Here is a 25,351-nt window from a genome sequence, read left to right as displayed (position 1 = left end):
CCTTGGGGCCTTTCGCTCCGGACACCGCACCCCAACTCACGGACAGATTTTTTCCCTCTCACAGGTTTTTTGTTAATGGCGTTAACAACCAAACAGCGCGCTTTTGTCGAGGCTGTTAGGGGAGGTGCGTCCAATCGAGACGCAGCGATCGCCGCTGGCTATGCGGCTTCAAGCGCTTCGGTCGCCGGATCACGACTCGCCAAACACCCCAACGTCATTGCTGCTCTTGCCGAGTTGCCCGTTAACAAAAATGTTAAAGGCCTTCCGCCTGCGAAGGCGCGCAAGCAACAGTCAGTTGAGGTCATGCCTGAAGAGGAAGACTTCTCGTTCGACGTCACTAAGGCGCTGTCATTCGCCGACCCCAAGGACTTTCTCCTGGCCACGATGAACGACTTCAGCACTGAGCCGAAGTTAAGGGTTGATGCTGCGAAGGCACTGATGCCGTTCATCCATCAGCGCAAAGGCGAAGGCGGCAAGAAGGAAGAAAAAGAGCTCGCCGCCAAAGTGGCGGGCAAGGGCAAATTCGGAGCTGCAGCTCCCCCCCAATTGAGATCGGTGAAATAAGTGAACGAGCCCATTTGGGACACCAGTTGTCCCGACTGGGAGTCGAGAATCCTAAGCCGTCAGTCACTGGTTCCCTTTGCGCCGCTGTACCCTACAGAGGCCGAAGCTTGCCTGCAGGTGATGAAAGACCTGCGCATTGTTGATGCGCCAGGTAGTCCGCTCATTGGTGAATCCTGTGCGCCGTGGATCATTGACCTGGCCGGCGCGATCTTTGGTGCCTACAACCCAGACACCGGCGAGCGGCTTATTCAGGAGTTCCTCCTGCTGATCAGTAAGAAGAACGCCAAAAGCACCATCGCTGCGGCGATCATGCTCACCGTGCTTATTCGTAATTGGCGGCAGTCAGCCGAGTTCATCATCCTGGCCCCGACAATCGAAGTGGCCAACAACGCTTACGCGCCAGCTCGCGACATGATCAAGCACGACGAGGAACTGACGGCGCTGCTACATGTTCAGGATCACATCCGCACAATCACTCACCGTGAGTCAGGGGCAACCTTGAAGGTGGTCGCCGCCGACCAGAACACTGTTGGCGGCAAGAAAGCCGCAGTCGTATTGGTGGACGAGCTTCACTTGTTCGGAAAAAACCCACATGCCGCGAACATGCTGCGGGAGGCAACGGGAGGCCTGGCATCCAGGCCCGAGGGGTTTGTTATCTACCTCACGACGCAGTCAGACCAGCCGCCGGCCGGGGTCTTTCGCGAAAAGCTGCAGTATGCGCGGGGCGTTCGGGACGGGACGATCGTCGATCCCAACTTCCTCCCGGTGATCTACGAATTTCCCAAGCATTTGCTGGACGCCGGCGATCATCGCAAGTCGGAAAACTTCTACGTTACCAACCCGAACATGGGCTATTCGGTCAGCGAGAAGTTCCTGATTCGGGAAATGAAGAAGGCCGAAGAGGCGGGCGAGGCCGAGATACTCGGCTTTATGTCCAAGCACCTCAATGTCGAGATTGGTCTTGCGTTGCGCTCGGATCGCTGGGCAGGTGCTGACTTCTGGGCCGCTGCCGCTGAGCCCTTGCTCACATTGGATTCGTTGATCGAGCGTTCCGAGGTGATAGATATCGGTATCGATGGCGGGGGTTTGGATGACTTGCTGGGATTCGCGGCGGTGGGTCGTGATAAGCGCACCCGGGACTGGCTCATCTGGACCCATGCCTGGGCCCACCCGTCGGTTCTGGAGCGCAGGAAGGCCGAGGCGCCACGATTCCATGACTTTGAAAAGGACGGCAACCTGACGCTTTCCCTGCGCATTGGTGACGACGTGCTGGAGGTGGCCGACCTGGTGGAACAGGTTGAGGATTCTGGCCTGCTGGACAAGGTGGGCGTCGACCCAGTGGGGATTGGGGCGATCTACGATGCCATGGTCGAGCGCGATATCCCAGCCGAGAAAATCGTTGCCATCAGTCAGGGCTGGAAACTGGGCGGGGCAATCAAAACCGCCGAGCGCAAGCTGGCCGAAGGCGGCATGAAGCATGGCGGGCAACCGATGATGGCGTGGTGCGTGGGCAACGCCAAGGTCGAGCCCAGGGCCAACTCAATCCTGATCACCAAACAGGCCAGTGGGACAGCAAAAATTGACCCCTTGATGGCTCTTTTCAACGCAGTGACCTTGATCGCTCTGAACCCTGAAGGTCGGGGCAACGACGATTTTATGGCCGCCATTCGGAATCCGATCATCGTATGAACCCATTGCTCGTTTACATCCTCACGGCCTTGTGCGGATTCGCCTTGGCTGTGGCGGGGATCTACGTCCTGTTCGGATTGGGCTGGTCGCTGCTGGCAGGGTCCGGCTCGTTTCTTCTCATCGCGGGCTTTGTGCGAAAGGGGCTGACAGATGGCTAAAACACTATCGTCGGTCATTCACCGGGCCGCGCGAAAGCCAAGTGCGTCGATCAGTGATTGGTTTGGCAAGACCATAGGATTGAGCGACGGGGGCTTCTGGGGGCAGTTCCTGGGTGGGCAGTCCAGCTCCGGCAAGACAGTCACCGTGGACAACGCCATGCAGCTTTCTGCTGTCTGGGCCTGCGTGCGGATCATCTCCACTTCAGTGGCGGGTCTGCCACTGGGCGTCTATCAGCGTGATGCTGAAGGTGGCAGAAAAGATGCCCGGGACTTTGGTCTGTATGACGTGATCCACAACAGCCCCAATGAGGATATGACGGCTTTCCAGTTCTGGCAGGCCATGGTGGCGGCGATGTTGCTGCGCGGTAATGCGTTCGCAGAGATCCACCGCATTGGCTCTCGGGTCGTGGCGCTGGACTTTCTGCTGCCGTCGCGAGTGGATATTGAAGTGGATGGTGAGGGCCGGATTGAATACTGGTTTCGGCCCCGCAAGGGCGCTCCTCGAAAGATTGAGCGTGCGGACATGCTGCATATCCCGGCCTTCAGCCTTGACGGTCGGGTAGGGTTGTCGGCGATTCGCTACGGCGCCGATGTCTTTGGCTCGGCCATGTCCGCGGACGACGCGGCGAACGGTACCTTCAAGAACGGCTTGCTACCTGCGGTGGCCTTCAAAATCGATCGCACCTTGAAACCGGAGCAGCGCGAAGAGTTTCGCGACTACGTCAAGCAGGTGTCTGGCGCGCTGAATGCCGGGCGCTCCCCCGTCCTTGAGCAAGGGATCACGCCAGAAAGCATCGGTATCAACCCGGTCGATGCGCAGTTGCTGGAGTCCCGGGCGTACAGCACCGAGGAAGTCTGCCGCTGGTTTGGTGTTCCACCCTGGATGGTGGGTAAAACGGACGCGGGCAGTAACTGGGGCACCGGCCTTGAGCAGCAGATGATTGCCTTCCTGACCTTCTGCATCAGCTCCATAACCAGCCAGATTCAGCAATGCGTGAACAAGCGCCTGCTGACCCCGGTCGAGCGTCGCACCTACTACGCAGAGTTTGCCCTGGAAGCTTTCCTGAAGGCTGATAGCGTCGGGCGTGCGGAGTGGTACAGCAAGATGACCCAGAACGGGATCATGACCCGCGACGAGTGCAGGGTGAAAGAGAACCTGCCACGCCATGGCGGCAACGCTGCAGTGCTGACCGTACAAACCAATCTGGCGCCGATAGATCAACTCGGGCAGTCAACCGATGGGCAGGCCGCGCAGGCGGCTTTGAAAAACTGGCTCGGCCAGCATCAGGAGTAACTATGCCGCGGAACAATAAGGCTGGCAGCTTTCACTGCGAGCTGAGCCCTCGTGCGCTTGAAATGTGGAATCCGGACATTCGGGCTGCCACGGAAGCGGGCACCGATACCATCACCATGTACGGCATCATCGGCGAAGATTGGTGGGGCGAGGGGGTCACCGTTAAGCGTGTGGATGCCGCGCTGCGCTCTATTGGCGACAAGCCCGTAACGGTTTACATCAACTCGCCGGGCGGTGACATGTTCGAGGGTATCGCTATCTACAACCGCCTTCGTGAACACTCCCAAGAGATCACCGTCAAAGTTTTGGGCCTTGCCGCGTCGGCGGCGTCGGTGATCGCCATGGCCGGTGCGAAGCGGGAAGTTGCCAAGACGGCCTTCCTGATGATCCACAACTGCTGGACGTACTTCGCCGGCAACCGCCACGCCATTCGTGAACTGGCAGACACCATGGAGGAGTTCGATCGCGCGATGATAAGCCTCTATGCCGACACCAGCAGCCAGGATGAAAAGGCCGTCGAGGCCATGCTGGACGCCGAGACGTACATGAATGGCGCAAGTGCCGTAGAGAAGGGGTTTGCCACTGGGCTGATACCTGCAGACGAGGTTAAGGAGGCCCCTGATCAGGACCAGGCCCAGGCGCATGCCGCCCGGCGCCTGGATGCAGCCTTGGCAAAGTCCGGGATGCCCAGGACAGAACGACGAAAATTACTATCCGAAATCAAGACCGGCACGCCTTGCGCTGCTGGCGGCGACACGCTTCGCGCTGTCGTGCCGGGTATGCCTCGCGCTGCCCTTGATCTATCCGCGTTTGAAGAAACTGCATACCAGGCGTCGGCGCTCAGGAGCCTTATTCCAGTCCGCTGATCGACTGTACACACCATCGATTATCAACCGCCCGAGTGGCGGTTTTTTCATTTCTGAAAGGAACACACCATGCCAGTCGATCTCTCCCAGATTGAAGCTTCCCAGAAGCAAACCCAGGCCGACCTGAAAGCTGTCGGCGACCAGATCAAGACCTATGCCGAAAAAACCGAAAAGGAGATCAAGGCCTCCGGTGAAATGCAGGCGGAAACCCGCGGCAAGGTGGACGAGCTTCTGCTCAAGCAGGGCGAGCTTCAGGCGCGGATGCAGGAAGCGGAACAGAAGTTGGTAAACGCCAACAAAAAACAGGATCCGGAAGTCCAGCAGTCCGCCGGGCATCTGGTGGCGGCGAAGATGCAAGAAGAAGGCGTCGGTAGTTCGTTCCGCGGCTCCCGGCGTGTAGAAGTTCCTCGAGCAGCGATTACCTCGGCACCTGCTTCTGGCGGCGCCCTGGTACCGGCCGAGCGGGTGGGGGTGATTTTGGCTCCCGAGCGGCGCCTGACCATTCGTGACCTGGTTGCCCCCGGTACCACGGGCAGCAACGCTGTCGAGTACGTGCGCGAAACTGGCTTCACCAACAATGCAGCCATTGTCGGTGAAGGCCTGGCCAAGCCTTACAGTGAGCTGAAGTTCGCACTGGAAAACGCGAACGTGCGGACCATCGCGCACCTGTTCAAGGGTAGCCGTCAGATCCTCGACGACGCGGCAGCTTTGCAAAGCTACATCGACGCCCGGGCGCGTTACGGCCTTCTGCTCGCCGAGGAAGCGCAGTTGCTCTATGGCAACGGGACTGGCAACAATCTGCACGGCATCATTCCGCAGGCCCAGGCCTATTCGGCTCCATCGGGTGTTGTTGTAGCGGCCGAGCAACGTATTGACCGCATCCGCCTTGCATTGCTGCAAGCCACGCTTGCTGAGTTCCCGTCGACCGGCATTGTCCTCAATCCGATCGACTGGGCGGCTATCGAGCTGCTCAAGGATGGCGAGAATCGCTACCTCATCGGCAAGCCACAGGAAGGCACCTCTCCGCGGCTGTGGAACCTGCCAGTCGTTGAAACCCAGGCCATCGTCCAGAACCAGTTTCTGACCGGCGCCTTCAGCCTGGCAGCGCAGATCTTCGACCGCATGGGTATCGAAATTCTGGTTTCGACCGAGAACGACAAAGATTTCGAAAACAACATGGTCACGATTCGTGCCGAAGAGCGCCTGGCGTTCGCAGTCTATCGCCCCGAAGCGTTTGTCACTGGCCCTCTGGTTGTAGCCCCTTAACTCAATGACTTGAACCTGGGTCGCCCTTTGGCGGCCCTCTTTTTCTGGAGAGATGAAATGGCTCGTGGAAACCAGGGCAAGGCACAGTCACCTGTAGGCGAACCCGATGCTGGAAGTGTTCAGGCGATGGCTTTTGGTGTGGCGAGCGCCACTGATAGTGACGGTGATCGGGCTCCAGCAGGCGAACTGATTGTTGCATCGGATGTGACCGGCCCCGCAGCCTCTGACGCTGCTGACGCTGCTGACGCTGCTGACGCTGCTGACGCTGCTGACGCTGCTGACGCTGCTGACGCTGCTGACGCTGCTGACGCTGCTGACGCTGCTGACGCTGCTGACGCTGCTGACGTAGATGTCGAGGCAGGTGGCGCAGCTATCACTATCTACCCGCTGCGCAGCTACTTGGACGGCAAAGAAATTCGCCAGGCCGGTGGCCAAGGCTACAAATCTCCGCGACACGAGGCTGGCCTTCTGATTTCTAAAGGTCTCGCAACCGACAAGAACCCGAAGGCCTGATATGAACGTGATTCCGACGGATGAGGCTATGAGGCACTTGCGGGCGGAAGAGGAAGATCGGGCAGGTGTTGAGTTGTACCTGGCAGCCGCCGAAGACAGCGCCGCTCAGTTTATGAATCGACGGTTCTTTGTGGATGATGCAGCGATGGCTGCTGCTGTACTCGGCGGATCGGCAGGTGAACGTCCAATCCTGATCAATCAATCGATTCGTGCGGCGTGCCTTTTGATTTTGGGGAGTCTTTTTGAAAATCGAGAGGATGTGGTGATAGGTGGGGGGGTGTCGGAGCTCCCGCTGGGGTCTAGAACTCTGCTGACGCCGTATCGAATCGGCTGGGGGATCTGATGCGATCTGGAAAACTGCGCCACCGAGTTGATATTCAAAAGCCTCAGTTTGCCCAGGATGATGTCACGGGGGAGGTAGTCAAATCCTGGGCAACTGCCTGGTCCAAGGTCCCAGCTAGCATCGAGCCAGTTTCTGCCCGGGAGTTTATTGCGGCAGCGGCTGTTCAATCCAAGGTATCTACTCGAATTGTCATTCGGTACCGCGCGGGCGTCGACTCGACCATGCGCATTCTTCATCGCGACAAAATCTACTGTATTGAGGGCGTGTTGGCTGATAAGGCCAGCGGCTTGGAGTATCTGACTCTACCTTGCAGCGAGGGGCTTAAGGATGGCTGAGACAATCGAATTCAAATTGCTCGGCCTTGACTCGCTGCTTGGAAAGCTGGAGGCAATCAACTCGGAAACGAAAAGAAAGGGTGGTCGAGCAGCATTACGAAAAGCCGCCCGGATGGTTTCTGCTGCAGCAAAGGCAAATGCTCAGTTACTTGACGATCCACAGACTTCGACGGATATCTCCAAAAACATAGCTGTTCGATGGAACAGCAGTTTGTTTCGGCGGACAGGCGACCTTGGATTTCGCGTGGGTATTTTGGGTGGCGCCAAGGAAAAAAAGAACTACTACACCCGCCGAGGGCGCAAGGGTGGAACCTATGAGATTGGTGGTGATTCCGGGAACCCTGGGGGCGACACCTTTTATTGGCGCTTCCTTGAGTTTGGAACCTCGAAAATGCGAGCCCAGCCTTTCCTGCGCAAAGCGCTCGCGGACAACATCGAACTTGCAACGAGTACCTTTATCAGTGAGTACGAAAGAGCCATTGATAGAGCAATCAAGCGCGCAGAGAAAAAGGCCTGACAATGAAATACCCGCCCATTTTCCAGGTCGCCACGGCTGATCCAGAGGTTCTATCGCTTCTTGGGGCTAGTCCGGTAAGGCTCTATATGTTCGGCCTGGCGCCAGATAAGCCTGTAGGCACGTACGCAGTCTGGCAAGTCGTGCGCGGATCTCCGGATAACTTTCTGGCTGGTCGCCCTGATGTTGAGGCCTATGGTCTGCAGGTTGATGTGTATGCACCAACTGCAGCACTGGCACGCGCCGCTGGGCATGCCATTGAATACGCTATCGAGCTTTCCGCCAGAGTAACCGGTTACAACGGGGAGTCTCTCGAAACCGAAACAGGGCTCTATCGCTACAGCTTTGAGGTCGACTGGGTAGTCCAGCGATAACTCAACACCGCAACCAAACCCGCCCTGTGCGGGTTTTTTATTGTCTGAAAACCCGCAGGAGAACCACATGTCTATTCTGACCCAGGGCACGCAGGTGTTTGCCCTTGCGCCTACCGTCGCCAATCCATCCGTTTTCGAAGTGCTCGAGATCGAGTGCGCGACCGCATTCACGCCCGGCGGCAACCCGGCCGACCAGATCGAAACGACTTGCCTCAGCGAGACGGTGCGCAGCTACATGCGCGGCCTGCGGACCCCGGGCCAGGCATCGCTGACCCTCAACGCTGACCCGCGCAACGCCTCGCACGTTCGCCTGCACCAGCTCTCCGAAGACGACAGTATCGAGAGCATCCGCTGGGTGGTGGGTTGGTCTGATGGCAAGGGCGTGTTGCCCACTGTTGGCAGTACCGGCTCGATTGCTGCGATCAGCCTCACCAGTGGCGGCTCTGGCTATACCAGCGCGCCGACGGTTGCCCTGACGGGCGGTGGCGGGACTGGCGCGGCTGCTACAGCGATTGTCTCGGGGGGCGAAGTGACCGGTTTCACCATTACCAATGCTGGGGCCGGTTACACCGCGGAGCCGACGGTTGCGTTGACTGGCGGTGGCGGGGGAACTGGGGCAGTGGCTTCCGCCGTCCTGGGTGATGGCGCCGACTTTGTTCTTCCCAAGACTCGCACCTGGTTCCTGTTCGACGGCTATGTTTCGGACTTCCCGTTCGACTTCGCAGCCAATACTGTCGTGACTACTGCGGCAACCATTCAACGCTCGGGCGGCAGCGCCTGGATTCGTAAAAGCGCCTAAGGGGTAGTCATGAAGCTGAATCTTAACGAGCTCACCAAGGCCGGCGCATTCACCGGCCGACCGGTTGAAAGGGAAATCACCTGGAAACAGGGCGAGCAAGAACTAACGGCTACCGTGTTTGTCCGGCCGCTTGGCTACCAGACGGCGGTTAACGATGTGTTGTCGGCCACCGGAAAAGTAGACAGCTATGCGGGCCGTATCGCTGCGAGTATCTGCGACGAGAACGGCAATCAGGTATTTACTGTGACCGACATCACTGACGGCCCGCTCGATCCAGTAGAGCTGGCCAAGGATCCTGAGACCACTAAGCGGCTTGGCGCACTAGATGGCGGCCTAACAGTCGCGCTGATGATGGTTATTGCCCAGGTGAATAACCTGGGAAAGACGCTGCCCTCACCGACGAAGATGAGCTCTGGCATGAGCTCGTCCTCTGCGGAGTAGGAGGCCGCACCATTGCCGAGGCTCAAGAAAACCTGAGTCTGATTGAGTTTAGGTCCTGGGTGAAGTACCGGACGCTTCGCGGATCTTTGAATGTCGGGATGCGGGTGGAGCGGGGTGTGGCGCTGCTGGCGACGATCTACGCCAACGCAAACACCAAGGATGGTGGATATAAGATTTCCGACTTCATGCCGCATGATGCGGAGAAGCCGCTTACGCTGGAGCAGGCGATGGCAGCGTGGGCCTGACGCTGATAGAGTCTTGGTTTGATCTGAGGACGGAACCATGAAACCAGTAGTTACGGAGCAGACTTCCAAGCGATACAAGGGCCTTATGCTGTTGGGCGGAGCTCTTTGTTGTGTCGGTGTAATTTCTATGATCGGCTCGGAAAGTCCAGGTTTTGGGCTAGGTTCGACGGTGGTTGGATTGGGCCTGTATGCGTTTGGCAGATTCTCTGCCTGGTGGAATCACGGCTGATTTTTTTCATAACCTCTGACCCGCTTCTGCGGGTTTTTTTTCGCCCGGAGAAATTGAATGGCTTCGAAGTCACTGGGCACTCTGACCCTGGATCTGGTTGCAAGGATCGGGGCTTTCACTGGTCCTCTCGATAAGGCCAGTCAGGCTGCGAAGCAGCGCAACGCCGAGATGGCGAAGTCGTTCGACAGCTTGGCCAAGGGTGTGGGCGTTGCTATCGGAAGCATCCCCGCCATTTTGAGTGCTATGGTCGTTTCTTCAGTCGGCGCAGCCAAAGAGATATCCAACCAAGCGGCGCTGGCAGGGCTCGGCACTACTGAATTCCAAAAGTATGCGGCGGGCGCCCGTAGTGTTGGGGTTGAGCAGGACAAACTTTCCGACATCCTAAAAGATACCAACGACAAGCTTGGTGATTTCGCCAGCACTGGCGGCGGCGCGCTGAAGGACTTCTTTGACAACATAGCGCCGAAAGTCGGCGTGACGGCTGACAGCTTCAAAAAACTGAACAGTAAAGAGGCGCTTTCGCTGTATGTGACAAGCCTGGAAAAGGCCAATGTCAATCAGAAGGAAATGACCTTCTATATGGAGGCCATCGCCAACGACTCCACGGCTCTTGTCCCATTGCTGAGGAATGGAGGCAAGGCTTTTGATGAGCTAGGCCAGGCGGCACTGGACACCGGCGTCGTACTGGATGAGAAAACCATCGCTGCGGCAAAGCAGTTTGGGATAGAGCTGTCTGGCCTTCAGCAGTACATTTCTTCAGCCAGGACAATGCTGGCCGCAGAGTTTTTGCCGGTCCTGGCCCAGTTCACTAAAGATGTGAACAGCTCAGCGAAGGAGGCTGGCGGGCTCAAGGGCCAGGTCGGCGAGCTAGGCCAAAGCATCCTGAATGCAGCGGCATTTGTTGTTAGCGCCGGTGATGGCGTGACCAGAGTATTCAAGATCATCGCAAATACCCTGGTCGGGACATTTTCGACTGCGGCGGGGTATATCCAGAAGCTGGGCTCTAGCGGCTCCGCAGCTCTTTCCCAGCTATCGTTCGGGGATACCTCCAAAAAGTTCAAGGAAGATGCAGCCCAGATGGCTGCGTCCGCGAAGATCAGCTTCGATGTGGCTGGTCAGGCTGCAGAAGAAATAAAGCACAACCTTGAAGCCCCGCTCGCCGGGGATCGCTTCAAGGAATATGTCGCAAAGGCCAAAGAGGCTGCCGCAGAGATCGCGGAGACAACGCAGACCACAACTCTCGGGACTGGCGCAAACGTTGATCCTGAAGCCGCCAAAAAGAAGCTTGCTGCGGAGAAGAAGGCAGCCTCCGAAGCTGTGGCTGCCGCTAAGAAAATCCAAAGTGCTTTCAGTTCAACTGAGACGGACCTGCAACGTCAGATTGAATTGATTAATACCAGCACCGACGCCCGGAAGAACGCCACCGAGGCCGCAAAGCTTCAGTTCGAATTCGAGTCGGGCAAGCTGATCGGGCTGAGCGAGCAACAGAAGGACCGTCTGCGCGAGCTGGCCGCCGAGCTGGATGTGCGCAAGAAGCTGAAGCAGGCCAACGAGGACGCTGCAAAGCTCGCTTCTTTCGGTGCCAGCCTCGACGAGAGCAACAACACTGCCAAGGATGGGTTTGATCTTGCTCTGGCAGGCGCCGGTAGTGGTGATAAGTACAAGGAGCGCCTTAAAGAGTTTCTCGCAATACGTCAGGACTTCAACAGCCAGATGTCGGAGCTGCAAAAGCAACTCAACTCAGGCGATATCAGCGAAGAGCTATACAACAGCGAAACTGAGCTGCTGAAAGAGTCTCTTGATGAGCGCTTGGAGATCCAGCAGGAGTATTACGAGCAACTGGACGAGGCGCAGAACGATTGGCTGGACGGTGTTAGTTCGGCCTGGGAAAACTATCGCGATACCGCGCTGGACTATCAGCAGCAGGCCGCTGACTTCACTAGCTCAATGCTTCAGGACGTGACCGCAAACTTCGGTGACAACATCGCAGCCATGGCGCTTGAAGGCCAGACGCTCGGCGAGACACTGGAAAACGTCGCAGTCGGTTTTGGTAGGAGCATGGTGAATGCGCTTGCTCAGGTTGCCGCTCAGTGGCTTATCACTCAGGCGATTCAACTGGTGACCGGCAAGGCCACGCAGGCTAGCGCCGCAACCGCTATGGCAGCCAACGCTCAGGCCACTTCCTTACAGGCTGGGCTGGCTGCGTTTGCTTCGACAGCGGCCATTCCAATCGTCGGACCCGTTGCGGCGCCAGGCGCAATGGCCGCTGCTCTCGCAGTGACCACGCCGCTTGCGGCGGCTGTCGGGGTTACCGCTATGACGGGTATGGCGCATGACGGTATCGACTCTGTTCCGCAGACCGGCACATGGTTGCTCGAGAAGGGAGAACGGGTAACAACGTCCCAGACAAGCGCCAAGCTTGACGCCACTCTGGCTAACATTCAGCGAGATCAGGCAGGCGGCACGGGTTCCGCGCGGCGCGACGGCCGTTTGATTAGCCAAACCATCAATGTCTCCGGTCTTCCGGACAACCGAACCGCGAATCAAATCGCGGCGGCCTCTTCACGCAAACAGCGACAGGCATCGAGGCTCAAATAATGTTCAACGAGACCCGTCTCCTGGACTGCGTGTCGTATGGCTCGCAGTTCGGGCAGGAGTTCAACACCCGCGTTGTCACGCTGAGATCGGGCCATGAGCGGCGCAATGCCAACTGGACGCGGCCCCTGGGTCGCTACAGCGTGTCCTATGACGCCATCAGGCCCGAGCATCACCAGGATGTGCGTCGGGCTCACATGGCGTGCCTGGGCAGCTTGATTGCCTTTCGCTTCAAGGACTGGACGGATTTTCAGGCCGAGGGCGAGGTGCTTGGCCTGGGCACGGGGGCGCCGCACCAGTATCAACTGGTCAAGCATTACCCCTTTGGCCCGGTGAGTCTGGCGCGGCCGATCTCCAAGCCGGTCGCCGGAACGGTGGTGGTTTATGAGGACGGCCAGCCGATCCAGGCCACGGTGGATTACGCGACCGGGATCGTTACGGCGACGGCACCGCCGGGGGAGCCGATCACCTGGTCGGGCGAGTTCGATATCCCAGTGCGGTTTGAGTCTGATCGGCTTGATGTCGATCCGATCGCACGGACCAGCCAGGGCTTTGTGCTGACAGCTGATGTCGACCTGGTGGAGGTGCGCCTGTGAGGAATATCCCTCCCGCGCTGCAGGCGCACCTGAAACAGCCAGTGACCACGACGTGCCGCCTGCTGCGGCTCACGCTGCGCAGTGGCCAGGTCTTCGGCCTGACGACCCTGGATCGAAACGTCGACTACGACGGCGTGCTGTACATCGCGGCCAATGGCTTTGACACGTCGGTGATCGCCACCGATACCGGGCTGTCGGTGGATAACGCCGAGGCCACGGCCTTGTTGTCGGTCGATGTGCCGGGCGTCTCCCTGGAAATGGCCCTGGCGGGCGATCTGGATGACGCCGAATGGGAGTTGCGCCTGGTCAACTGGGCGGACCTGTCCATGGGGCATATGGTCATGGATGCCGGCGACATCGGCGAAGTGAACGTGGTGGGGGAGTCGGTCTACATCCCCGAGCTGCTGAGCTACGCCATGCGCCTCAAGCAGAGCATTGGCCATGTCTGGTCGCGGCGCTGCCGGGCGACGTTCGGCACGCCGGCCAACACGCAAACCGGGTGCGGGGTCCGCGCGGAGTCGATGTGGCGAAGCGGGGCGGTCACCGCGGTGGGCAGCGAGCCCAAGGTGGTGTTCGCGGCATCCGGCCTGGTGCTGGATCAAGAGCCGGTGCCCGGGCGTCTGCGCTGGCTGAGCGGACCCAACCGTTCGACCCGCCTGTACCAGGTCGAGGCCTACAGCGCCGCGAGCCACACCATTGCGCTGCTGGAGCCTTCGCCGTTCGTGATCGAGCCGGGCCATCAGTTCGAGATCCGCCGCGACTGCAACAAGTCGCCGAGCTACTGCACGCTCTACGGCAACTTAATCAACTACAAGGGCGAGCCATACATCCCGGTCGGTGACGGCCTGGAGACGATGACGCCTAGCTCACAGGTCTTTGGAGGTTTGAGTGGATCAGCCATTGTCGATTGATGCGGCGATTGCCGAGGCTCGCACCTTCCTGGGGTGCAAGTGGCGGCACCGCGGCCGCAATGCCTATGGTATCGATTGCATCGGCCTGGTGGTGCTGGCCATGGCCGCCGGCGGGGTTGTGATGCGCGACCGGATTGACTACAGCCGCACGCCGCACATGGATGGCCTGGAGCGCGAAATGCTCGAGCACTTCGGCGAACCGGTGGAGGACCTGCAGGCCGGCGACGTGGTGCTGATGGCCTGGGACGGCGATACAGAGCCTTCCCATGTCGGGTTGATCGGCTACAACGACTTGGGCCTGACGCTGATTCACAGCTACAGCCAGATCAGCGTCACCGAACACGGCATCGACCCGGCCTGGCGCCGGCGCATTATCCGCATCTTCAGGCCCTGGCCATGAGTAGCTCACTGATCTTCGGTAGCAACTCGGTCTTCGGCAAGATCGATCGGTTCACCAGCTTTGGCATGGACGTCAAGCTCGACAAGATGCTTGGCCTAACCACCAAGCCTCTTGAGGCGCAGTACCAATCAATCGGCGAGCTAAGCCAGCAGACGGCAAAGGAGTCAGAACCGAGAGCGATTATCTGGGGGCGAGTCAGGCCAATCGGCGGCAACTTGATCCACTGCCAGGCGCCGGTCCTGATCTGGGTCTCTAGCTTTAGCGAAGGGGCGTCCACGGGAAAGGGGGGCGGCAAAAAGAAACAAACTCAGGAGACCCGTACCCAGCACGCCTATCGAACTTACGCTATTGGCGTGTGCGAGGGGCCGATTACTGCTTTTGCACGAATCTGGCGTAATAACAAGTTGGTCTACGACGGTCGCGGTACCGCCTGGGGAGCCGCGAACAATGGCGTGTTTTTGAAGGCATTCCGTCTGTACCTGGGTGGCTGGGACCAGATGCCATCACCCGACCTGCAAGCCATTTGGGGAATGGACAACGTGCCGGCCTATCGCGGCACGGCCTACATGGTCGCGCTCAATGAAGACCTGACGGACCAGGGAGCGGCGGTACCGCAATGGCTGTTCGAGGTCGAGCGGGCCGAGGGGTATGTGCTGACCTCCAAGCCGTATGCGGCCGAAGAGATCACTGCGGTTGGCATCACTGGCCTAGGGCTTAGACCTGGGCCGGCAGCGCTGATCGAGGAACGCGCTGAATTCGGTGGGCCAACGGTGGTAAGCGGCAGTTTGCGCGAGCTGTTGGTGACCACCTCTCTATCCGAGAGCGTTTCAGCCATGGGTGCCGACCTCACTGCGGGCAGCCTGCGAACTATCCAACACGGCTATTCATCGCCAGCCGAAGCGGCAGATGTCGGGGGGGCCGACCTGCGTAGCGCAAGCCTGGATATCAAATTGATCAACTATCAGAAGTATCCCCTGGAAGGCGTTGATGCCGCCGGGGCAATGCTTGTTGGCGGGAGCCTGGCATGATTGAAATTGTTGAAGAAGTAGAAGGCTGGTACAGCATCGAGATCGCGAAGGTGGACGCCCAGGGTAACGAAATTCCTGGAACGCGCCGCCAGGCACTGCCGCCGTTTCGCAACTTGATCACCAATGCCGGCTTGAACCGCATGGCGTCCGCCGATGACTGGCTGGCCATCTGCCAGGTGGGGACCTCAAGCGCTTCGCCGCTGCCGACTGATACTGCACTGGGTGCGCGCAAGGCCAGCAGCCCTGACGTGATTAGCAGGAGAACCGCTGCGCAATCGGCAGCCCCCTATTACTGCTCCAACACGGCAACCTTTCGGTTTTCTGCTGGGTCGGCAACAGGAAACCTGACCGAAGTAGGCGTGGGATGGGCTTCGACGGGCGGCCTGTTCAGTCGAGCGCTGATCGTCGATACCGCTGGGGCGCCTACCACTCTGACAGTTCTGGCAGATGAAGTGCTCGATGTCACCTACCAGTTTCGCGCGTACCCACCGCTCATCGACAAGACCGGGGTCATTACGCTGGCGGGCGACAACTATGAGTGGGTGGGCCGCGCCTGCAATGTGTCTTTTGTCTCGGCAAGCGAGGGCTGGACGGCTCCAGAGGCCGCGCTGCTATCGACCGTTGGGGCGGGCGGGATCGCTTATAACGGCACCATTGGTGCAATCACCACGTTTCCCAGCGGCTCGCCAGCGCACGGTGCGACCTCCGCTAATCTGCCCTATTCGAACGACTCCTTTACGCGAGAGGGCACGCTGACTTTCGGCCTGACACAGGGGAACCTGTCAGGCGGTATCGGCGCGGTGCACTACAAGCAGGGCATGGGAGCCTACCAAATTGGCTTCACGCCGAATATTCCCAAGGATGGCACCAAGGTCCTGACCTTGACGGTGCGCACGACCTGGGCGCGCAAAGCTCTATGATGCCGAGCAACTCGCTTTCATCGGCGGCGGTCGCTTCACGCTTTGCCGGTGCGCGAGCCAAAAGCATCACGAAGCTGCTGGACTACGAAGATGGCGGGATTGCCATTCAAGACCCTTCTGCGGGTCTCCTGTACCAGGCCTGGCGGGCGCGCCTGATCAATGACAAGGTCTGGGTCGATGCGCCGAACACCGACGAGTTTGTGATGTTCTCGGCGCCGGGCATGACGGAAATCAGCCTGACCTTCGATCAGAGCATGCGCCCGGCCCTGGCCTATGTGCAGGACGGTGTATCGAAGATCTGGTGGTACGACTCTGGCGTCGACCGCATGGTGATCACCGAGATCGGCACCGGCATCATTACCCCGCGTATCACCCTCGACGACAAGCGGGTCATTGCCAGCGGCAACAACCAGAACAACGACATCATCCTGGCTTACGTGCGGGACGAGAAACTGTGCTATCGCCAGCAGCGCGAGCGCTTTCTCGTCGAGCGCGTGCTGGCCGGCGGCATCAAGACCGGCCTGATTAAGGTCGGCCTCAATCGGCAGCTTCGCCTGCAGTTCATGTTCGAGGTCCCTAAATGAGTCAGCCCGACGAGCCGCTGCTGTGCGGCTGGACGTTGCCGTCGATCATCGCGGATATCTGCGAGCGGGCGGGCCTGCCATTCGAGCTTATTGATGTTGGCCAATTGGACGGCTACATCGATGGGTTCTCGACGAACAGTGCCCACTCTGCGGCGATCGCTATCGAAACCCTGTCCTCGGTCATTCCCTTTGATCCGACGAGTTACGACGGCAAGCTTCATTTCATTCCCCGTGGCGGCAAGCCGGTGGCCTCTATCCGTCGTGATGAGTTGGTGGATGACGGCAAGGAGATCGAGAAGCTCAGCCGTCGCGACAGCATCACTATCCCGCGCGTGGTCAACCTGGAGTATTACGACACTGAAGGTGGTCTGACCACCGACAAGCAAACGTCCGAGCGCAGTATTGATAGTCGCACCAAGGGCGAGAGCAGCACTGAGTCCACGGTCATCATGCGAGCCGACGATGCTGCGCGCGCCGTAGTGATCGCTCATAAAATCAGTGTCGAAGAGCAGTACGGAGAGGTGGAGTTTTCCCTGGGGGATAACTGGCTTGAGCTGGTCGCTGGCGATGTGATCATGTTGGACGATGATCGGTTTCGCATCACCGACATCGAGATCGACGATGGCCAGCAGCACTATAAGGCCACCCACGATCGGGCCTCAGCCTACACCTCGAACATCAAGGGCGTGCCGGCAGCGGTGCCGTCAGAACCGCCGGGGCTGGTGGTTAGCGATTCGGTGATGGAATTCATCGACTCGCACATCCTGCGCTCGGCTGACGATGATCTGGGCTACTACGTCGCGGTGTCGAGCTACTCGATGAGCTGGTCCGGCGCCGTGGTGGAGCTAAGCAAGGACGGTGGCGCGAACTGGATTTCCTCTTCGGGCATTGAGTCGAATGCCACGATGGGCAAGCTGTTGTCCCCGTGCACCGCGCACACTGCTGCTTACCGCGATGACCGCAACGTCATCACCGTTGAGCTACTGCGCGGCGACATGGAGCTGATCGCGGCCACGCAGACCGAAATGCAAAACCGAACCAACCTGGCCCTGATCGGCGATGAGCTGATCAACTTCTCAACGGTCGAGCAGATCGGCGAAAAGACTTGGGAGCTGGGTGGCCTGCTGCGCGGGCGTAAAGGCTCGGGCGCGGTGGAGCATGCCGCCGGCGAGCGCTTCATCCTAATGGACCGGGTCGACCTGGCTTTTGTCGAGGCCGAGCTGTTCGAGCTGGGCCGGCCGCTGACCTTTCGCGTTACCTCCTACGGCCTGACCAGCGGCCCTACGATGACGGTCACCTTCGCCGGCGAATCGCAGCAGGAGCGCGAGCCGGCCTATCTCAAGGCCCGCCGGGTCGGTGCCGAGCTGCTGCTGTCCTGGCAGGGCGTCGGCCGCACGGGCGGCGGGGCCAGTGTCGGTATGGGCCGCTACTTCACCGGCTACCGGGTATCGCTGGGCAGCAACACTTACGAAACCACGAACCTCTCCCTGAGCATTCCGTATGCCTCGGGTGATGTGATCGTGCGCCAAATCAATTCCATCACGGGCGAAGGCCCGGCCATTACGGTGACCGTATGAGTGCCAGCGCGAACAACAGCATTCCGTTTGTTCCGGAGAACACCATTGACCCGGCCGCGGGGCTGAACGAGTCGATCAACACGATCGATGCCCTGTTGCAGCTTGCCGTGCTGACGGTCAACACGGACACTGCTCCGGCCAGTCCAGCCGAGGGTGATCGGCACATTGTCGGCATTGCCCCCAGCGGGGCCTGGGCCGGCAAGGCGGGCAAGCTGGCCCGGTTCCTCGATGGCTACTGGTCGTTTTATGACGCCCGCCTGGCCCTGGACCTGGCCAGCGGCATTCTGTACACCCGCAGCGGGGCAGCGTGGCTGCCCATCCAGGCCGAGGCAAGCGTGGCGGTGAATGGCACGCCGGCATCGGCCATGGACTTTGAAGGGGCGGGCGTCACCGTTGCGGACAATGGCGACGGTACGGTGACTATCACCATTCCAGGTGGTGGAGGCGGCGGGGGCGGGATGGCCAACCCCATGACCGCGGCGAATCAGATGATCATTGGTGGCCCTGCCGGTGCACCGGTGGCACTGCCCGCTCCAGCGACAGCCGGGTATGTGCTCAGTTACCTGGCGGGCTCCATCCAATGGGCTGCCGGGCTACTCAACCCGATGACGAGCAAAGGCGACCTGATCATCGGTGGCGACTCGGGCGCCGCTCTGCGCCTGGCCGGGGGAACGAATGGCTACGTCCTGACCATGATCGGCGGTGTGCCGGCCTGGGCATCGGCCTCCGGTGGTGGCGGGGCGTCGACCTGGGGCGCAATCGGCGGCGATATCGCTGATCAGCTTGACCTGGCGACCGCTCTAAACAACAAGGTCGATACCGCCAAGGTCGGTGCTGCGAACGGTGTTGCCGGCCTGGATGCCGGCGGCAAGGTTCCAGCCTCGCAGCTTCCAGCCATGGGCGGACCGGCTAGCACGGATGATCTGTCGGAGGGCACCAGCAACCTCTATTTCACGGCGGCCCGGGTGCGCGCTGTGGCACTGGCAGGCCTGTCAGTGGCGACTGACGCCGCCATCTCGGCGACGGATACGGTGCTGTCCGGCCTGGGCAAGCTCCAAGCCCAGATCACAGCCCTGGGCACGGCACTGGCTGAAAAGCTCTCGCTGTCTGGTGGCACCCTGACCGGCGCGCTAAACAACGCCCCGGCGGTTACCCTGGCCAGCGCATCGACCGTCAACATCGGCGCAGCCGCGGCCAACACGATCAACATCGCCGGCACCACAACGATCACCGGTCTTGGCACGATCGCGGCGGGCGCCCGGCGAACGCTGATCTTCGGCGGTGCACTGACCCTGACGCACAGCGCGACAAAGCTGATCTTGCCCGGAGCGGCCAACATCGTGACCGCAGTGGGTGACGTGGCCGGGTTTGAGTCGCTGGGCGCCGGTAACTGGAAGTGCGTGGGCTATGTGCGCGCCAATGGCAGGGCGCTGGTAACTGATGCTAGCAGCCTGGTTTGGGGTGGTATAGGCGGCACCCTGTCGAACCAGGCCGACATACAGGCGGCGCTAGATACAAAACTCAACATCACCGATGCCAGCACCTTCAAGTCTTACGTGTCCCCAGAGCAGGTCATAACCCCGGGCGGCCCTTTGGACCTACTTCACCTAATGGGAGCAGAGCCGTCGAGCCTTTCGGTCTGGATCGTCTGCAAGGAGGCTGATGCAGAGTACGCGGTTGGGGATGCCGTCTTGGTTCCCCACTTCGCAGTGGACTATGCCTACAACTACGGTATTTCCATTCGCGCCACGGCCACTGCCTTGAACTGTCGGTTCGGAAATGCGGCGGGTGCTTTCTTCGTTCTGCGAAAGAACTCAGCGACTACCGTGGCTATTACCCCCGCCAAGTGGCGACTGATCCTGAAGGCCAGAACATGAAAACTCACTATTTTATCGACAAGACAGGCAAATACCTCGGCGCGGTGGGTGAGGGCGCTGAGTTTCCAGCGGACGCCATCGAGATCGAGAGCCCGCCGCCAATCCATGCTGACCAACAATGGCTGTTCCCCGGCTGGGGGCCGAGCGCCACGGTCACCCGTCAGATTGAAGACGCATGGCGCGACACTGAAATGCCCCTTGCCCGGGAAAACCGAATCGCCATTGCCGAGATGGGCGACACCTCCATCCCCGGCACCGCCAAGCAATGGCAGGACTACTGGCTAGCCCTGCGCGACTGGAAGGACGGCAACCCTGACTTCCCCGACATGAGCAAGCGGCCGATCCGCCCAAGCTGACGCCCCGCGCCGAACACCGCACCCGCCATCGAGCGGGTTTATTTTTGCCTGGAGAAAAGCAATGCCGATCACCCAGCAGCAGTTGCTGCAGATCCTCCCGCACGCCGGCCCTCGAGCCGGTATTTTTTTGCCTGCGCTAAACCGGGCCATGGCCCGCTACAAGATCGATAGTCGCGTGCGCCAGGCTGCGTTCCTGGCCCAGATCGGGCATGAGTCGGGGCAGCTGCTCTATACCCGCGAGCTGGGCGGCAATGCCTACCTGGCCAAATACGACACCGGCCCCCTGGCCAAACGCCTGGGCAACACGCCCGAGGCCGACGGCGACGGGCAGAAGTACCGCGGGCGCGGCCTGATCCAGATCACCGGCCGGGCGAACTATGCCCAGGCCGCCAAGGCTCTGGACCTGCCGCTGCTGGAACAGCCCGAGCTGCTCGAGCAACCGGAATGGGCAGCGATCTCTGCCGCCTGGTGGTGGTCGGCCCATGGCCTGAATGAGCTGGCCGATGCCGGCAAGTTCGAGGCTATCACCCGGACAATCAATGGTGGGATCAACGGCCTGGCGGACCGGGAAGCGCTGTACGCCAAAGCCCTGAAGGTGCTGGTGTGATCGCCCGGGGCTGGCTGGCGCTCGCCGGCGTGCTGATCCTGCTCGGCCTGGGCGCCGGTGGCGGGGCCTGGCTGGCGGCGGGGCACTATCGGCCGCAACTCGACACCGCCAACCAGGGGCTGACCGTGTGCCGTGCTGCTCGGGGCAACCTGGAGGCGCTGGCCACCGAGCAGGGCGTCAAACTTGGACAACTGATCCAGGCCGGAAACGAACGCCAGGCCAGGGCCGAGCAGGCGGTGAAGGATGCGCAGGCCCTGGCCCAGGATGACTACGCCGCGGCGAATCGCCTGCAGCAGGAGCATACCGGCGGCGACCAGTGTTCGGCCGCCATGTCGGTCATCGATCAGGAGTTGGGGTTATGAGTCAGATGTCCGGCTTTACACCTGGCGTAATGGTGGCCGTTTTGTGTTTGCTGCTGGCCGGTTGCGCTGGCCATGTCGAGCCGGAGATTCGCACCGTCCGGGTGGAAGTCCCGGTACCGGTGCCGTGCCGCGCGCCCGAAGTGGCTGTGCCGCCGTGGGCAGCTTCTGGCCTGAGAAAGACCGATAGCCTGGAGGTGAAGGTGAGGGCGCTGCTGGCTGAACGCCGGCAGCGGATCGGGTACGAGCGGCAGCTTGTGGCTGCTGCTGAGGTGTGTCGCTGAAGCGGCATGCTAATTTTTTGCACCTGCGATGTAGGTGCAACCGACGAGGTGCTCTGCGACCTGTTCCAGCGACTGACCAAAGAGCGGGAGAGCTGACAAAGGCGCTTGATCAATCCAGAGCGCCGGGATTTCAATACGTTGCGCGCTCAATGAGCGCTTCGTTCATCCCGTACGGCATGGCATGCATCCAGGATCATTAGTTTGCGTTGAGCAACACAACCGTCATCTTAAATCCCCTTGTTCCTTAACAGCGGCAAAGTCTTCCTCTGGCAGTGAGTTGAGGTGTTCGGTGTCACTATGCCACTATCATATTATCAACGCATCTGCATAGCTGAGTCAGTTATTTGACGACAGAAATTAAACAAGGATTTTGTATTTGCCCGCTCTTGCTTCCTGATGGATAAGCACGCGATGTGTTGGGTCAAGACAATGTATTGCTGATTTAACAGGGTTTTCTCATGGATTATGTGCCAAAAATGCAAATAAAAAATACAAGTGTTGCTGCGCGTCGTAAGACAATTCTGGCCATTGCAGTTGCCTCGACACTGGTCAATGGAGTCGCGTCTGCCGCTGACACGGTGATTGACAGCAATGTGTCTGGGGCTACCTGGAGCGAAGACAACATAACGGTCAATCCGAACGTTGTCGTGGGCGACATTTCTGGGATCTTCGGCATCTCCGGCGTCGGGCTAGTCAGTACAGCCGACACCCTGCTCAACCACGGCACGATACGGAGTGGCCTGTTTGGCTATTACAGCTCCGGCCTCTCGATCAACGCCCTGAATAATGCTGTCGACGGCACCATCCAGGCTGGCTCTATAGCGGTGTTCAATACGGATGCCGGAATCGGCACGCTGAGTAATAGTGGATTGATCCATGGCGACGGCATTGGTATCAGTAACGGCAGTAACGGCAGTGACGGCAACATCGCCACCCTGATCAACAATGCCGGCGGCACTATCAGCAGCAGCAGTATGGCTATTTCCAATAGTGGCACCATTGGTGCACTCAACAACAGCGGGCTGATCCGCAGCAATGACGTGGCCATCCGGAACAACGGCGTGCTGGGTTCCATCACCAACTCGGGGACCATTGCCGGCAAGATCATCAACGAGACAAGCGATGATCTGATCATCAATGGCGCCAGCGGTTCGATCGCCGGTGTGTTGACTGGGTCCAATGGTTCGATTTCCGGACAGGATGTTGGCCTTATCCAAAACCGTAATGGCAATGTGTTGTTCAACAACGGCACGCTACTGCTCAACGACAATATCGAGGTGGTCGACACCAACGCCGGCAGCCTCGGCACCCTCTACTCTGTGATGAACAACGGCGCCACGCTGCAGATCAACAATGACATTTTCATCGCCGGCAACTACACCCAGGCCGCCGGTGCCGGCCTGGTGTTCGGTGTCGCCGACAACGCGCAAGCCACGGCCAACCCTGCCACCGATACGGGCTATGGACGCCTGTATGTCAATGGGGCGGTAACGCTCGCCTCGGGCACCAGTGTCGGCCTGACCAAGACCGGCAGCGCCTACACCTTTGCCCAGGGCCAGCGCTATCTGGTCATCGGAGCCACTGATGGCGCTAACTCCGAGTTCAACGAAAACACGCTCAACTACACCCCGGTCACCAACGGCCTGGGCCTGGCCGGTGAGAACATTGCCCTTTCCGGCGCCGTTGGCGCCAATGGCCTGGTGCTGACTGTCGTCGGCAGCAACGGTTCAAGCAATGCCATCAATGGCGCAACCACCCGCGATGCTCGCTCCTCCCTGGGCGGCCTGTTCCAGTACCAGGGCACCGACGAACAACTGATGAACCTCGCTCGCGCCGGTGCGGCCCTGGGTGCGTCCGGCAACAACGGCGGTGCCCAGTTGAGCCCGACGTCGACCACTTCCGCCGCAGCCACGGCGTCCGTCGGTTCGACCCAGCGAGTGTTTGAAGTCGCCAGCAGCCATATGGACAGCCTGCGTACCGCCCAGGCCGGCAACGGTTCCAGCGGTATCGCCACCGGTGAAGGCGCCAACGGCGGCGGCCTGTGGGGCCAGGCCTTTGGTGGTTCCTCGCGCCAGGATGAGCGCGAAGACATCGCCGGCTACCACGCCAACTACCACGGCATGCTGATCGGCGCCGATGCCGAGTTGAATGACAGCTGGCGTGCCGGCGGTCTGTTCAGCTACGCCACCACCTCGGTGAACAACGATGGCGCGAACAAGCACAACTCGGCCGACATCGACTCCTATGGCCTGATCGCCTACGCCACTTACACCGCCAACCCGTGGTACCTAAACCTGTCGGCCGGTGCCGTGCAGCATCAGTACGACACCAAGCGCCAGATCAGCATCACCGGCTTCGACGGCACCGCCAAGGGCAACTACGACGGCATGCAGTACCTGGCCGCCGTCCAGGCCGGCTACCCGATCGACCTGGGGTCGAAAACCACCCTGACGCCGATTGCGGGGCTGACCTACAGCACCCTGAAGCAGGACAGCTACACCGAGAAAGGCGGTAATGGCGCGGCACTGCACGTCAACTCCGACGATATCAATTCGCTGAAAAGCGACCTGGGCACCAAGCTGGAGCGTTCGTTCGCCACCTCTTATGGCGAGTTGATCCCGGCGGCCCAACTGACCTGGCGTCATGAGTTCCGTGACAAAGGCCTGCGCTCGGTGGCCAACTACTCGGCGGATGTCGCCGGGGAAACCAGCTTCGCCAGCAACGGTCCGTCGGCGATCAACGACACCGGCGTGTTGAACCTGGGCGTGACCCTGGTACGCAGCAATCGCTTGAGCCTGTCGGCCAAGTACACGCTGGAAGCGGGCAGCGGCTATACCGCCAACACCGGTAATATCCAGGCGCGTTGGGATTTCTAACGAGCTGCCTATCCCGCAACACCGACGCCCGTTTCTCCGTGAGGATTAACGGGCGTTTTGTTAATAGCGTTCTGGCCGGTCTCGATAGCGTGGTTCATGGCGCCACGCGCGCCCAGCTTGCCCCAGCGTATGCTCACCGAGTGATCGAAATCACCTGCGACGGCGATCAAGGACTAATCGCGCTGGCTGCGTGCCAGGCATATGTGATGGAGTTACAGAAATAGGGGGTGGTGTTCGTTCGGCAGGACGCCAGGGGAGGGGGTGTGTCGCGGCGCGTGAACAAAACGTGAGTCACACGCAAATACAGTGTGTACACTGTGCGGCTTTCTGGGACAGCGTGACCGTTTGCGGGCGGCGTAAGCTGTTGATTATGTTAGGTTTGCCTTCGCCTGATATGATTTAGGTTCCAGCGCCGCAAGGTGTAAGAGTTCGAGTCTCTTCGTCCGCACCAAACAGTAGCATTAAAAGGCGCAGCACCTGAGAAGGTCTGCGCCTTTTTTGTTTTGGCGCTCCGCTCGTGTGGCGGGGCAGGCGGCAGTGGGCTTGAGGTCAGGCGGCTTGTCGTTTTGTTGCTGAATAATGCCTGTTTGTCGGTTTTGTGCTGGAGAGATCTGGCGGTTGGGAGTGGGTTTGTTTTGTCCTTCTATATATAGAAGGGCTCGGGGTCTGCTTTTGGTGTAGTTGAATGTATTTGCTCTCGGGGTTTGGAGGTCTTTGCTCGCCAATCCCTGATAAATTTCCAGCTGTTCTT

At 59.8% G+C, this 25,351-nt stretch carries 27 protein-coding genes and 1 tRNA gene; 27 read left to right on the top strand and 1 reads right to left on the bottom strand.

Translation table 11 applies throughout. The features are described from left to right. Positions 1–75: 75 nt before the first annotated feature. From NPS46_RS16635 to NPS46_RS16615, 5 genes are all read left to right on the top strand, one after another. Positions 76–564: a terminase small subunit gene (locus NPS46_RS16635; RefSeq protein WP_274108972.1), complete on the top strand. Its 489-nt coding sequence runs from the start codon at positions 76–78 to the stop codon at positions 562–564. Then, a complete protein-coding gene (locus tag NPS46_RS16630) occupies positions 565–2,253 on the top strand; it encodes a terminase large subunit (protein ID WP_274108970.1) in 1,689 nt (562 codons plus the stop codon). Positions 2,254–2,403: 150 nt separating this feature from the next. Then, positions 2,404–3,705 carry a phage portal protein gene (locus tag NPS46_RS16625; RefSeq protein WP_274108968.1) on the top strand — a complete coding sequence of 434 codons (1,302 nt, stop codon included), beginning with the start codon at positions 2,404–2,406 and terminating at the stop codon, positions 3,703–3,705. Between the two features lie 2 nt (positions 3,706–3,707). Beyond that, positions 3,708–4,571 carry a head maturation protease, ClpP-related gene (locus NPS46_RS16620; RefSeq protein WP_274108966.1) on the top strand — a complete coding sequence of 288 codons (864 nt, stop codon included), beginning with the start codon at positions 3,708–3,710 and terminating at the stop codon, positions 4,569–4,571. A gap of 69 nt (positions 4,572–4,640) precedes the next feature. Next, positions 4,641–5,837, top strand: coding sequence for a phage major capsid protein (locus tag NPS46_RS16615; protein ID WP_274108964.1), 1,197 nt, complete (start codon positions 4,641–4,643; stop codon positions 5,835–5,837). An 87-nt stretch (positions 5,838–5,924) separates the two neighbouring features. Here the strand turns inward: NPS46_RS16615 and NPS46_RS16610 are convergent, their stop codons facing one another. Then, on the bottom strand, positions 5,925–6,272 hold the full coding sequence (locus NPS46_RS16610; protein ID WP_274108962.1) for a hypothetical protein: 348 nt from the start codon (positions 6,270–6,272) through the stop codon (positions 5,925–5,927). Between the two features lie 79 nt (positions 6,273–6,351). Here NPS46_RS16610 and NPS46_RS16605 point away from each other — a divergent pair, with 79 nt between their 5' ends. The 22 genes from NPS46_RS16605 to NPS46_RS16490 all read left to right on the top strand — a co-directional run bounded on the left by NPS46_RS16605 (position 6,352) and on the right by NPS46_RS16490 (position 25,051). Further along, positions 6,352–6,693, top strand: coding sequence for a head-tail connector protein (locus NPS46_RS16605; protein WP_274108960.1), 342 nt, complete (start codon positions 6,352–6,354; stop codon positions 6,691–6,693). Further along, complete coding sequence (locus tag NPS46_RS16600) at positions 6,693–7,028, top strand: phage head closure protein (RefSeq protein ID WP_274108958.1); 336 nt, start codon at positions 6,693–6,695, stop codon at positions 7,026–7,028. The genes NPS46_RS16605 and NPS46_RS16600 overlap by 1 nt, the downstream gene beginning before the upstream one ends. Then, positions 7,021–7,545, top strand: a complete 525-nt coding sequence (locus NPS46_RS16595) for an HK97-gp10 family putative phage morphogenesis protein (protein WP_274108956.1) — start codon at positions 7,021–7,023, stop codon at positions 7,543–7,545. Before NPS46_RS16600 ends, NPS46_RS16595 begins: the two co-directional genes overlap by 8 nt. Positions 7,546–7,547: 2 nt before the next feature. Continuing rightward, the gene (gene gp17 / locus NPS46_RS16590; protein ID WP_274108954.1) at positions 7,548–7,916 is read left to right on the top strand and encodes a tail completion protein gp17; all 369 of its coding nucleotides are present in this window, start codon (positions 7,548–7,550) and stop codon (positions 7,914–7,916) included. Between the two features lie 67 nt (positions 7,917–7,983). Further along, positions 7,984–8,715, top strand: coding sequence for a phage tail tube protein (locus NPS46_RS25415; RefSeq protein WP_425312748.1), 732 nt, complete (start codon positions 7,984–7,986; stop codon positions 8,713–8,715). Positions 8,716–8,724: 9 nt separating this feature from the next. Next, a complete protein-coding gene (locus NPS46_RS16575) occupies positions 8,725–9,156 on the top strand; it encodes a phage tail assembly chaperone family protein, TAC (protein ID WP_274108953.1) in 432 nt (143 codons plus the stop codon). A gap of 11 nt (positions 9,157–9,167) precedes the next feature. Further along, the gene (locus NPS46_RS25410) at positions 9,168–9,401 is read left to right on the top strand and encodes a phage tail assembly protein T (RefSeq protein WP_425312752.1); all 234 of its coding nucleotides are present in this window, start codon (positions 9,168–9,170) and stop codon (positions 9,399–9,401) included. A gap of 286 nt (positions 9,402–9,687) precedes the next feature. After that, positions 9,688–12,228: a phage tail tape measure protein gene (locus tag NPS46_RS16565; protein ID WP_274108951.1), complete on the top strand. Its 2,541-nt coding sequence runs from the start codon at positions 9,688–9,690 to the stop codon at positions 12,226–12,228. Continuing rightward, on the top strand, positions 12,228–12,821 hold the full coding sequence (locus NPS46_RS16560) for a DUF2460 domain-containing protein (protein ID WP_274108950.1): 594 nt from the start codon (positions 12,228–12,230) through the stop codon (positions 12,819–12,821). The genes NPS46_RS16565 and NPS46_RS16560 overlap by 1 nt, the downstream gene beginning before the upstream one ends. Next, positions 12,818–13,732, top strand: a complete 915-nt coding sequence (locus tag NPS46_RS16555) for a DUF2163 domain-containing protein (RefSeq protein WP_274108949.1) — start codon at positions 12,818–12,820, stop codon at positions 13,730–13,732. The genes NPS46_RS16560 and NPS46_RS16555 overlap by 4 nt, the downstream gene beginning before the upstream one ends. Next, complete coding sequence (locus NPS46_RS16550; protein WP_274108946.1) at positions 13,710–14,132, top strand: C40 family peptidase; 423 nt, start codon at positions 13,710–13,712, stop codon at positions 14,130–14,132. The genes NPS46_RS16555 and NPS46_RS16550 overlap by 23 nt, the downstream gene beginning before the upstream one ends. After that, a complete protein-coding gene (locus NPS46_RS16545; RefSeq protein WP_274108944.1) occupies positions 14,129–15,160 on the top strand; it encodes a hypothetical protein in 1,032 nt (343 codons plus the stop codon). Before NPS46_RS16550 ends, NPS46_RS16545 begins: the two co-directional genes overlap by 4 nt. After that, complete coding sequence (locus tag NPS46_RS16540) at positions 15,157–16,080, top strand: hypothetical protein (protein ID WP_274108942.1); 924 nt, start codon at positions 15,157–15,159, stop codon at positions 16,078–16,080. Before NPS46_RS16545 ends, NPS46_RS16540 begins: the two co-directional genes overlap by 4 nt. Beyond that, positions 16,080–16,664, top strand: coding sequence for a hypothetical protein (locus NPS46_RS16535; protein ID WP_274108940.1), 585 nt, complete (start codon positions 16,080–16,082; stop codon positions 16,662–16,664). Before NPS46_RS16540 ends, NPS46_RS16535 begins: the two co-directional genes overlap by 1 nt. Beyond that, on the top strand, positions 16,661–18,241 hold the full coding sequence (locus NPS46_RS16530; protein WP_274108938.1) for a phage tail protein: 1,581 nt from the start codon (positions 16,661–16,663) through the stop codon (positions 18,239–18,241). Before NPS46_RS16535 ends, NPS46_RS16530 begins: the two co-directional genes overlap by 4 nt. Further along, positions 18,238–20,118: a DUF2793 domain-containing protein gene (locus NPS46_RS16525; RefSeq protein WP_274108935.1), complete on the top strand. Its 1,881-nt coding sequence runs from the start codon at positions 18,238–18,240 to the stop codon at positions 20,116–20,118. The genes NPS46_RS16530 and NPS46_RS16525 overlap by 4 nt, the downstream gene beginning before the upstream one ends. Then, positions 20,115–20,474, top strand: a complete 360-nt coding sequence (locus NPS46_RS16520) for a hypothetical protein (RefSeq protein WP_274108933.1) — start codon at positions 20,115–20,117, stop codon at positions 20,472–20,474. The genes NPS46_RS16525 and NPS46_RS16520 overlap by 4 nt, the downstream gene beginning before the upstream one ends. Positions 20,475–20,535: 61 nt before the next feature. Then, complete coding sequence (locus NPS46_RS16515; protein ID WP_274108931.1) at positions 20,536–21,081, top strand: glycoside hydrolase family 19 protein; 546 nt, start codon at positions 20,536–20,538, stop codon at positions 21,079–21,081. Continuing rightward, positions 21,078–21,443, top strand: a complete 366-nt coding sequence (locus NPS46_RS16510) for a hypothetical protein (protein WP_274108929.1) — start codon at positions 21,078–21,080, stop codon at positions 21,441–21,443. Before NPS46_RS16515 ends, NPS46_RS16510 begins: the two co-directional genes overlap by 4 nt. Then, complete coding sequence (locus NPS46_RS16505) at positions 21,440–21,724, top strand: hypothetical protein (protein ID WP_274108927.1); 285 nt, start codon at positions 21,440–21,442, stop codon at positions 21,722–21,724. Before NPS46_RS16510 ends, NPS46_RS16505 begins: the two co-directional genes overlap by 4 nt. A 647-nt stretch (positions 21,725–22,371) precedes the next feature. Further along, the gene (locus NPS46_RS16500) at positions 22,372–24,600 is read left to right on the top strand and encodes an autotransporter domain-containing protein (RefSeq protein ID WP_274108925.1); all 2,229 of its coding nucleotides are present in this window, start codon (positions 22,372–22,374) and stop codon (positions 24,598–24,600) included. Between the two features lie 347 nt (positions 24,601–24,947). After that, positions 24,948–25,051, top strand: a tRNA-OTHER gene (locus NPS46_RS16490). Positions 25,052–25,351 lie beyond the last annotated feature (300 nt).

This window comes from Pseudomonas putida, from assembly GCF_028682395.1.
GTDB classification, from domain to species: Bacteria; Pseudomonadota; Gammaproteobacteria; order Pseudomonadales; family Pseudomonadaceae; genus Aquipseudomonas; species Aquipseudomonas putida_AB.
Note: the sequence above shows the minus strand (reverse complement) of the source record. Positions and strands in the feature narration are given on the sequence as shown.

Coding starts and splice junctions, on each gene's coding strand:
- NPS46_RS16575 (WP_274108953.1), top strand. CDS start 8,725: ATGAAGCTGAATCTTAACGAGCTCACCAAGGCCGGCGCATTCACCGGC.
- NPS46_RS16605 (WP_274108960.1), top strand. CDS start 6,352: ATGAACGTGATTCCGACGGATGAGGCTATGAGGCACTTGCGGGCGGAA.
- NPS46_RS16530 (WP_274108938.1), top strand. CDS start 16,661: ATGAGTCAGCCCGACGAGCCGCTGCTGTGCGGCTGGACGTTGCCGTCG.
- NPS46_RS16635 (WP_274108972.1), top strand. CDS start 76: ATGGCGTTAACAACCAAACAGCGCGCTTTTGTCGAGGCTGTTAGGGGA.
- NPS46_RS16560 (WP_274108950.1), top strand. CDS start 12,228: ATGTTCAACGAGACCCGTCTCCTGGACTGCGTGTCGTATGGCTCGCAG.
- NPS46_RS16520 (WP_274108933.1), top strand. CDS start 20,115: ATGAAAACTCACTATTTTATCGACAAGACAGGCAAATACCTCGGCGCG.
- NPS46_RS16565 (WP_274108951.1), top strand. CDS start 9,688: ATGGCTTCGAAGTCACTGGGCACTCTGACCCTGGATCTGGTTGCAAGG.
- NPS46_RS25415 (WP_425312748.1), top strand. CDS start 7,984: ATGTCTATTCTGACCCAGGGCACGCAGGTGTTTGCCCTTGCGCCTACC.
- NPS46_RS16545 (WP_274108944.1), top strand. CDS start 14,129: ATGAGTAGCTCACTGATCTTCGGTAGCAACTCGGTCTTCGGCAAGATC.
- NPS46_RS16540 (WP_274108942.1), top strand. CDS start 15,157: ATGATTGAAATTGTTGAAGAAGTAGAAGGCTGGTACAGCATCGAGATC.
- NPS46_RS16535 (WP_274108940.1), top strand. CDS start 16,080: ATGCCGAGCAACTCGCTTTCATCGGCGGCGGTCGCTTCACGCTTTGCC.
- NPS46_RS16600 (WP_274108958.1), top strand. CDS start 6,693: ATGCGATCTGGAAAACTGCGCCACCGAGTTGATATTCAAAAGCCTCAG.
- NPS46_RS16620 (WP_274108966.1), top strand. CDS start 3,708: ATGCCGCGGAACAATAAGGCTGGCAGCTTTCACTGCGAGCTGAGCCCT.
- NPS46_RS16505 (WP_274108927.1), top strand. CDS start 21,440: ATGAGTCAGATGTCCGGCTTTACACCTGGCGTAATGGTGGCCGTTTTG.
- gp17 (WP_274108954.1), top strand. CDS start 7,548: ATGAAATACCCGCCCATTTTCCAGGTCGCCACGGCTGATCCAGAGGTT.
- NPS46_RS16615 (WP_274108964.1), top strand. CDS start 4,641: ATGCCAGTCGATCTCTCCCAGATTGAAGCTTCCCAGAAGCAAACCCAG.
- NPS46_RS16515 (WP_274108931.1), top strand. CDS start 20,536: ATGCCGATCACCCAGCAGCAGTTGCTGCAGATCCTCCCGCACGCCGGC.
- NPS46_RS16595 (WP_274108956.1), top strand. CDS start 7,021: ATGGCTGAGACAATCGAATTCAAATTGCTCGGCCTTGACTCGCTGCTT.
- NPS46_RS16525 (WP_274108935.1), top strand. CDS start 18,238: ATGAGTGCCAGCGCGAACAACAGCATTCCGTTTGTTCCGGAGAACACC.
- NPS46_RS16625 (WP_274108968.1), top strand. CDS start 2,404: ATGGCTAAAACACTATCGTCGGTCATTCACCGGGCCGCGCGAAAGCCA.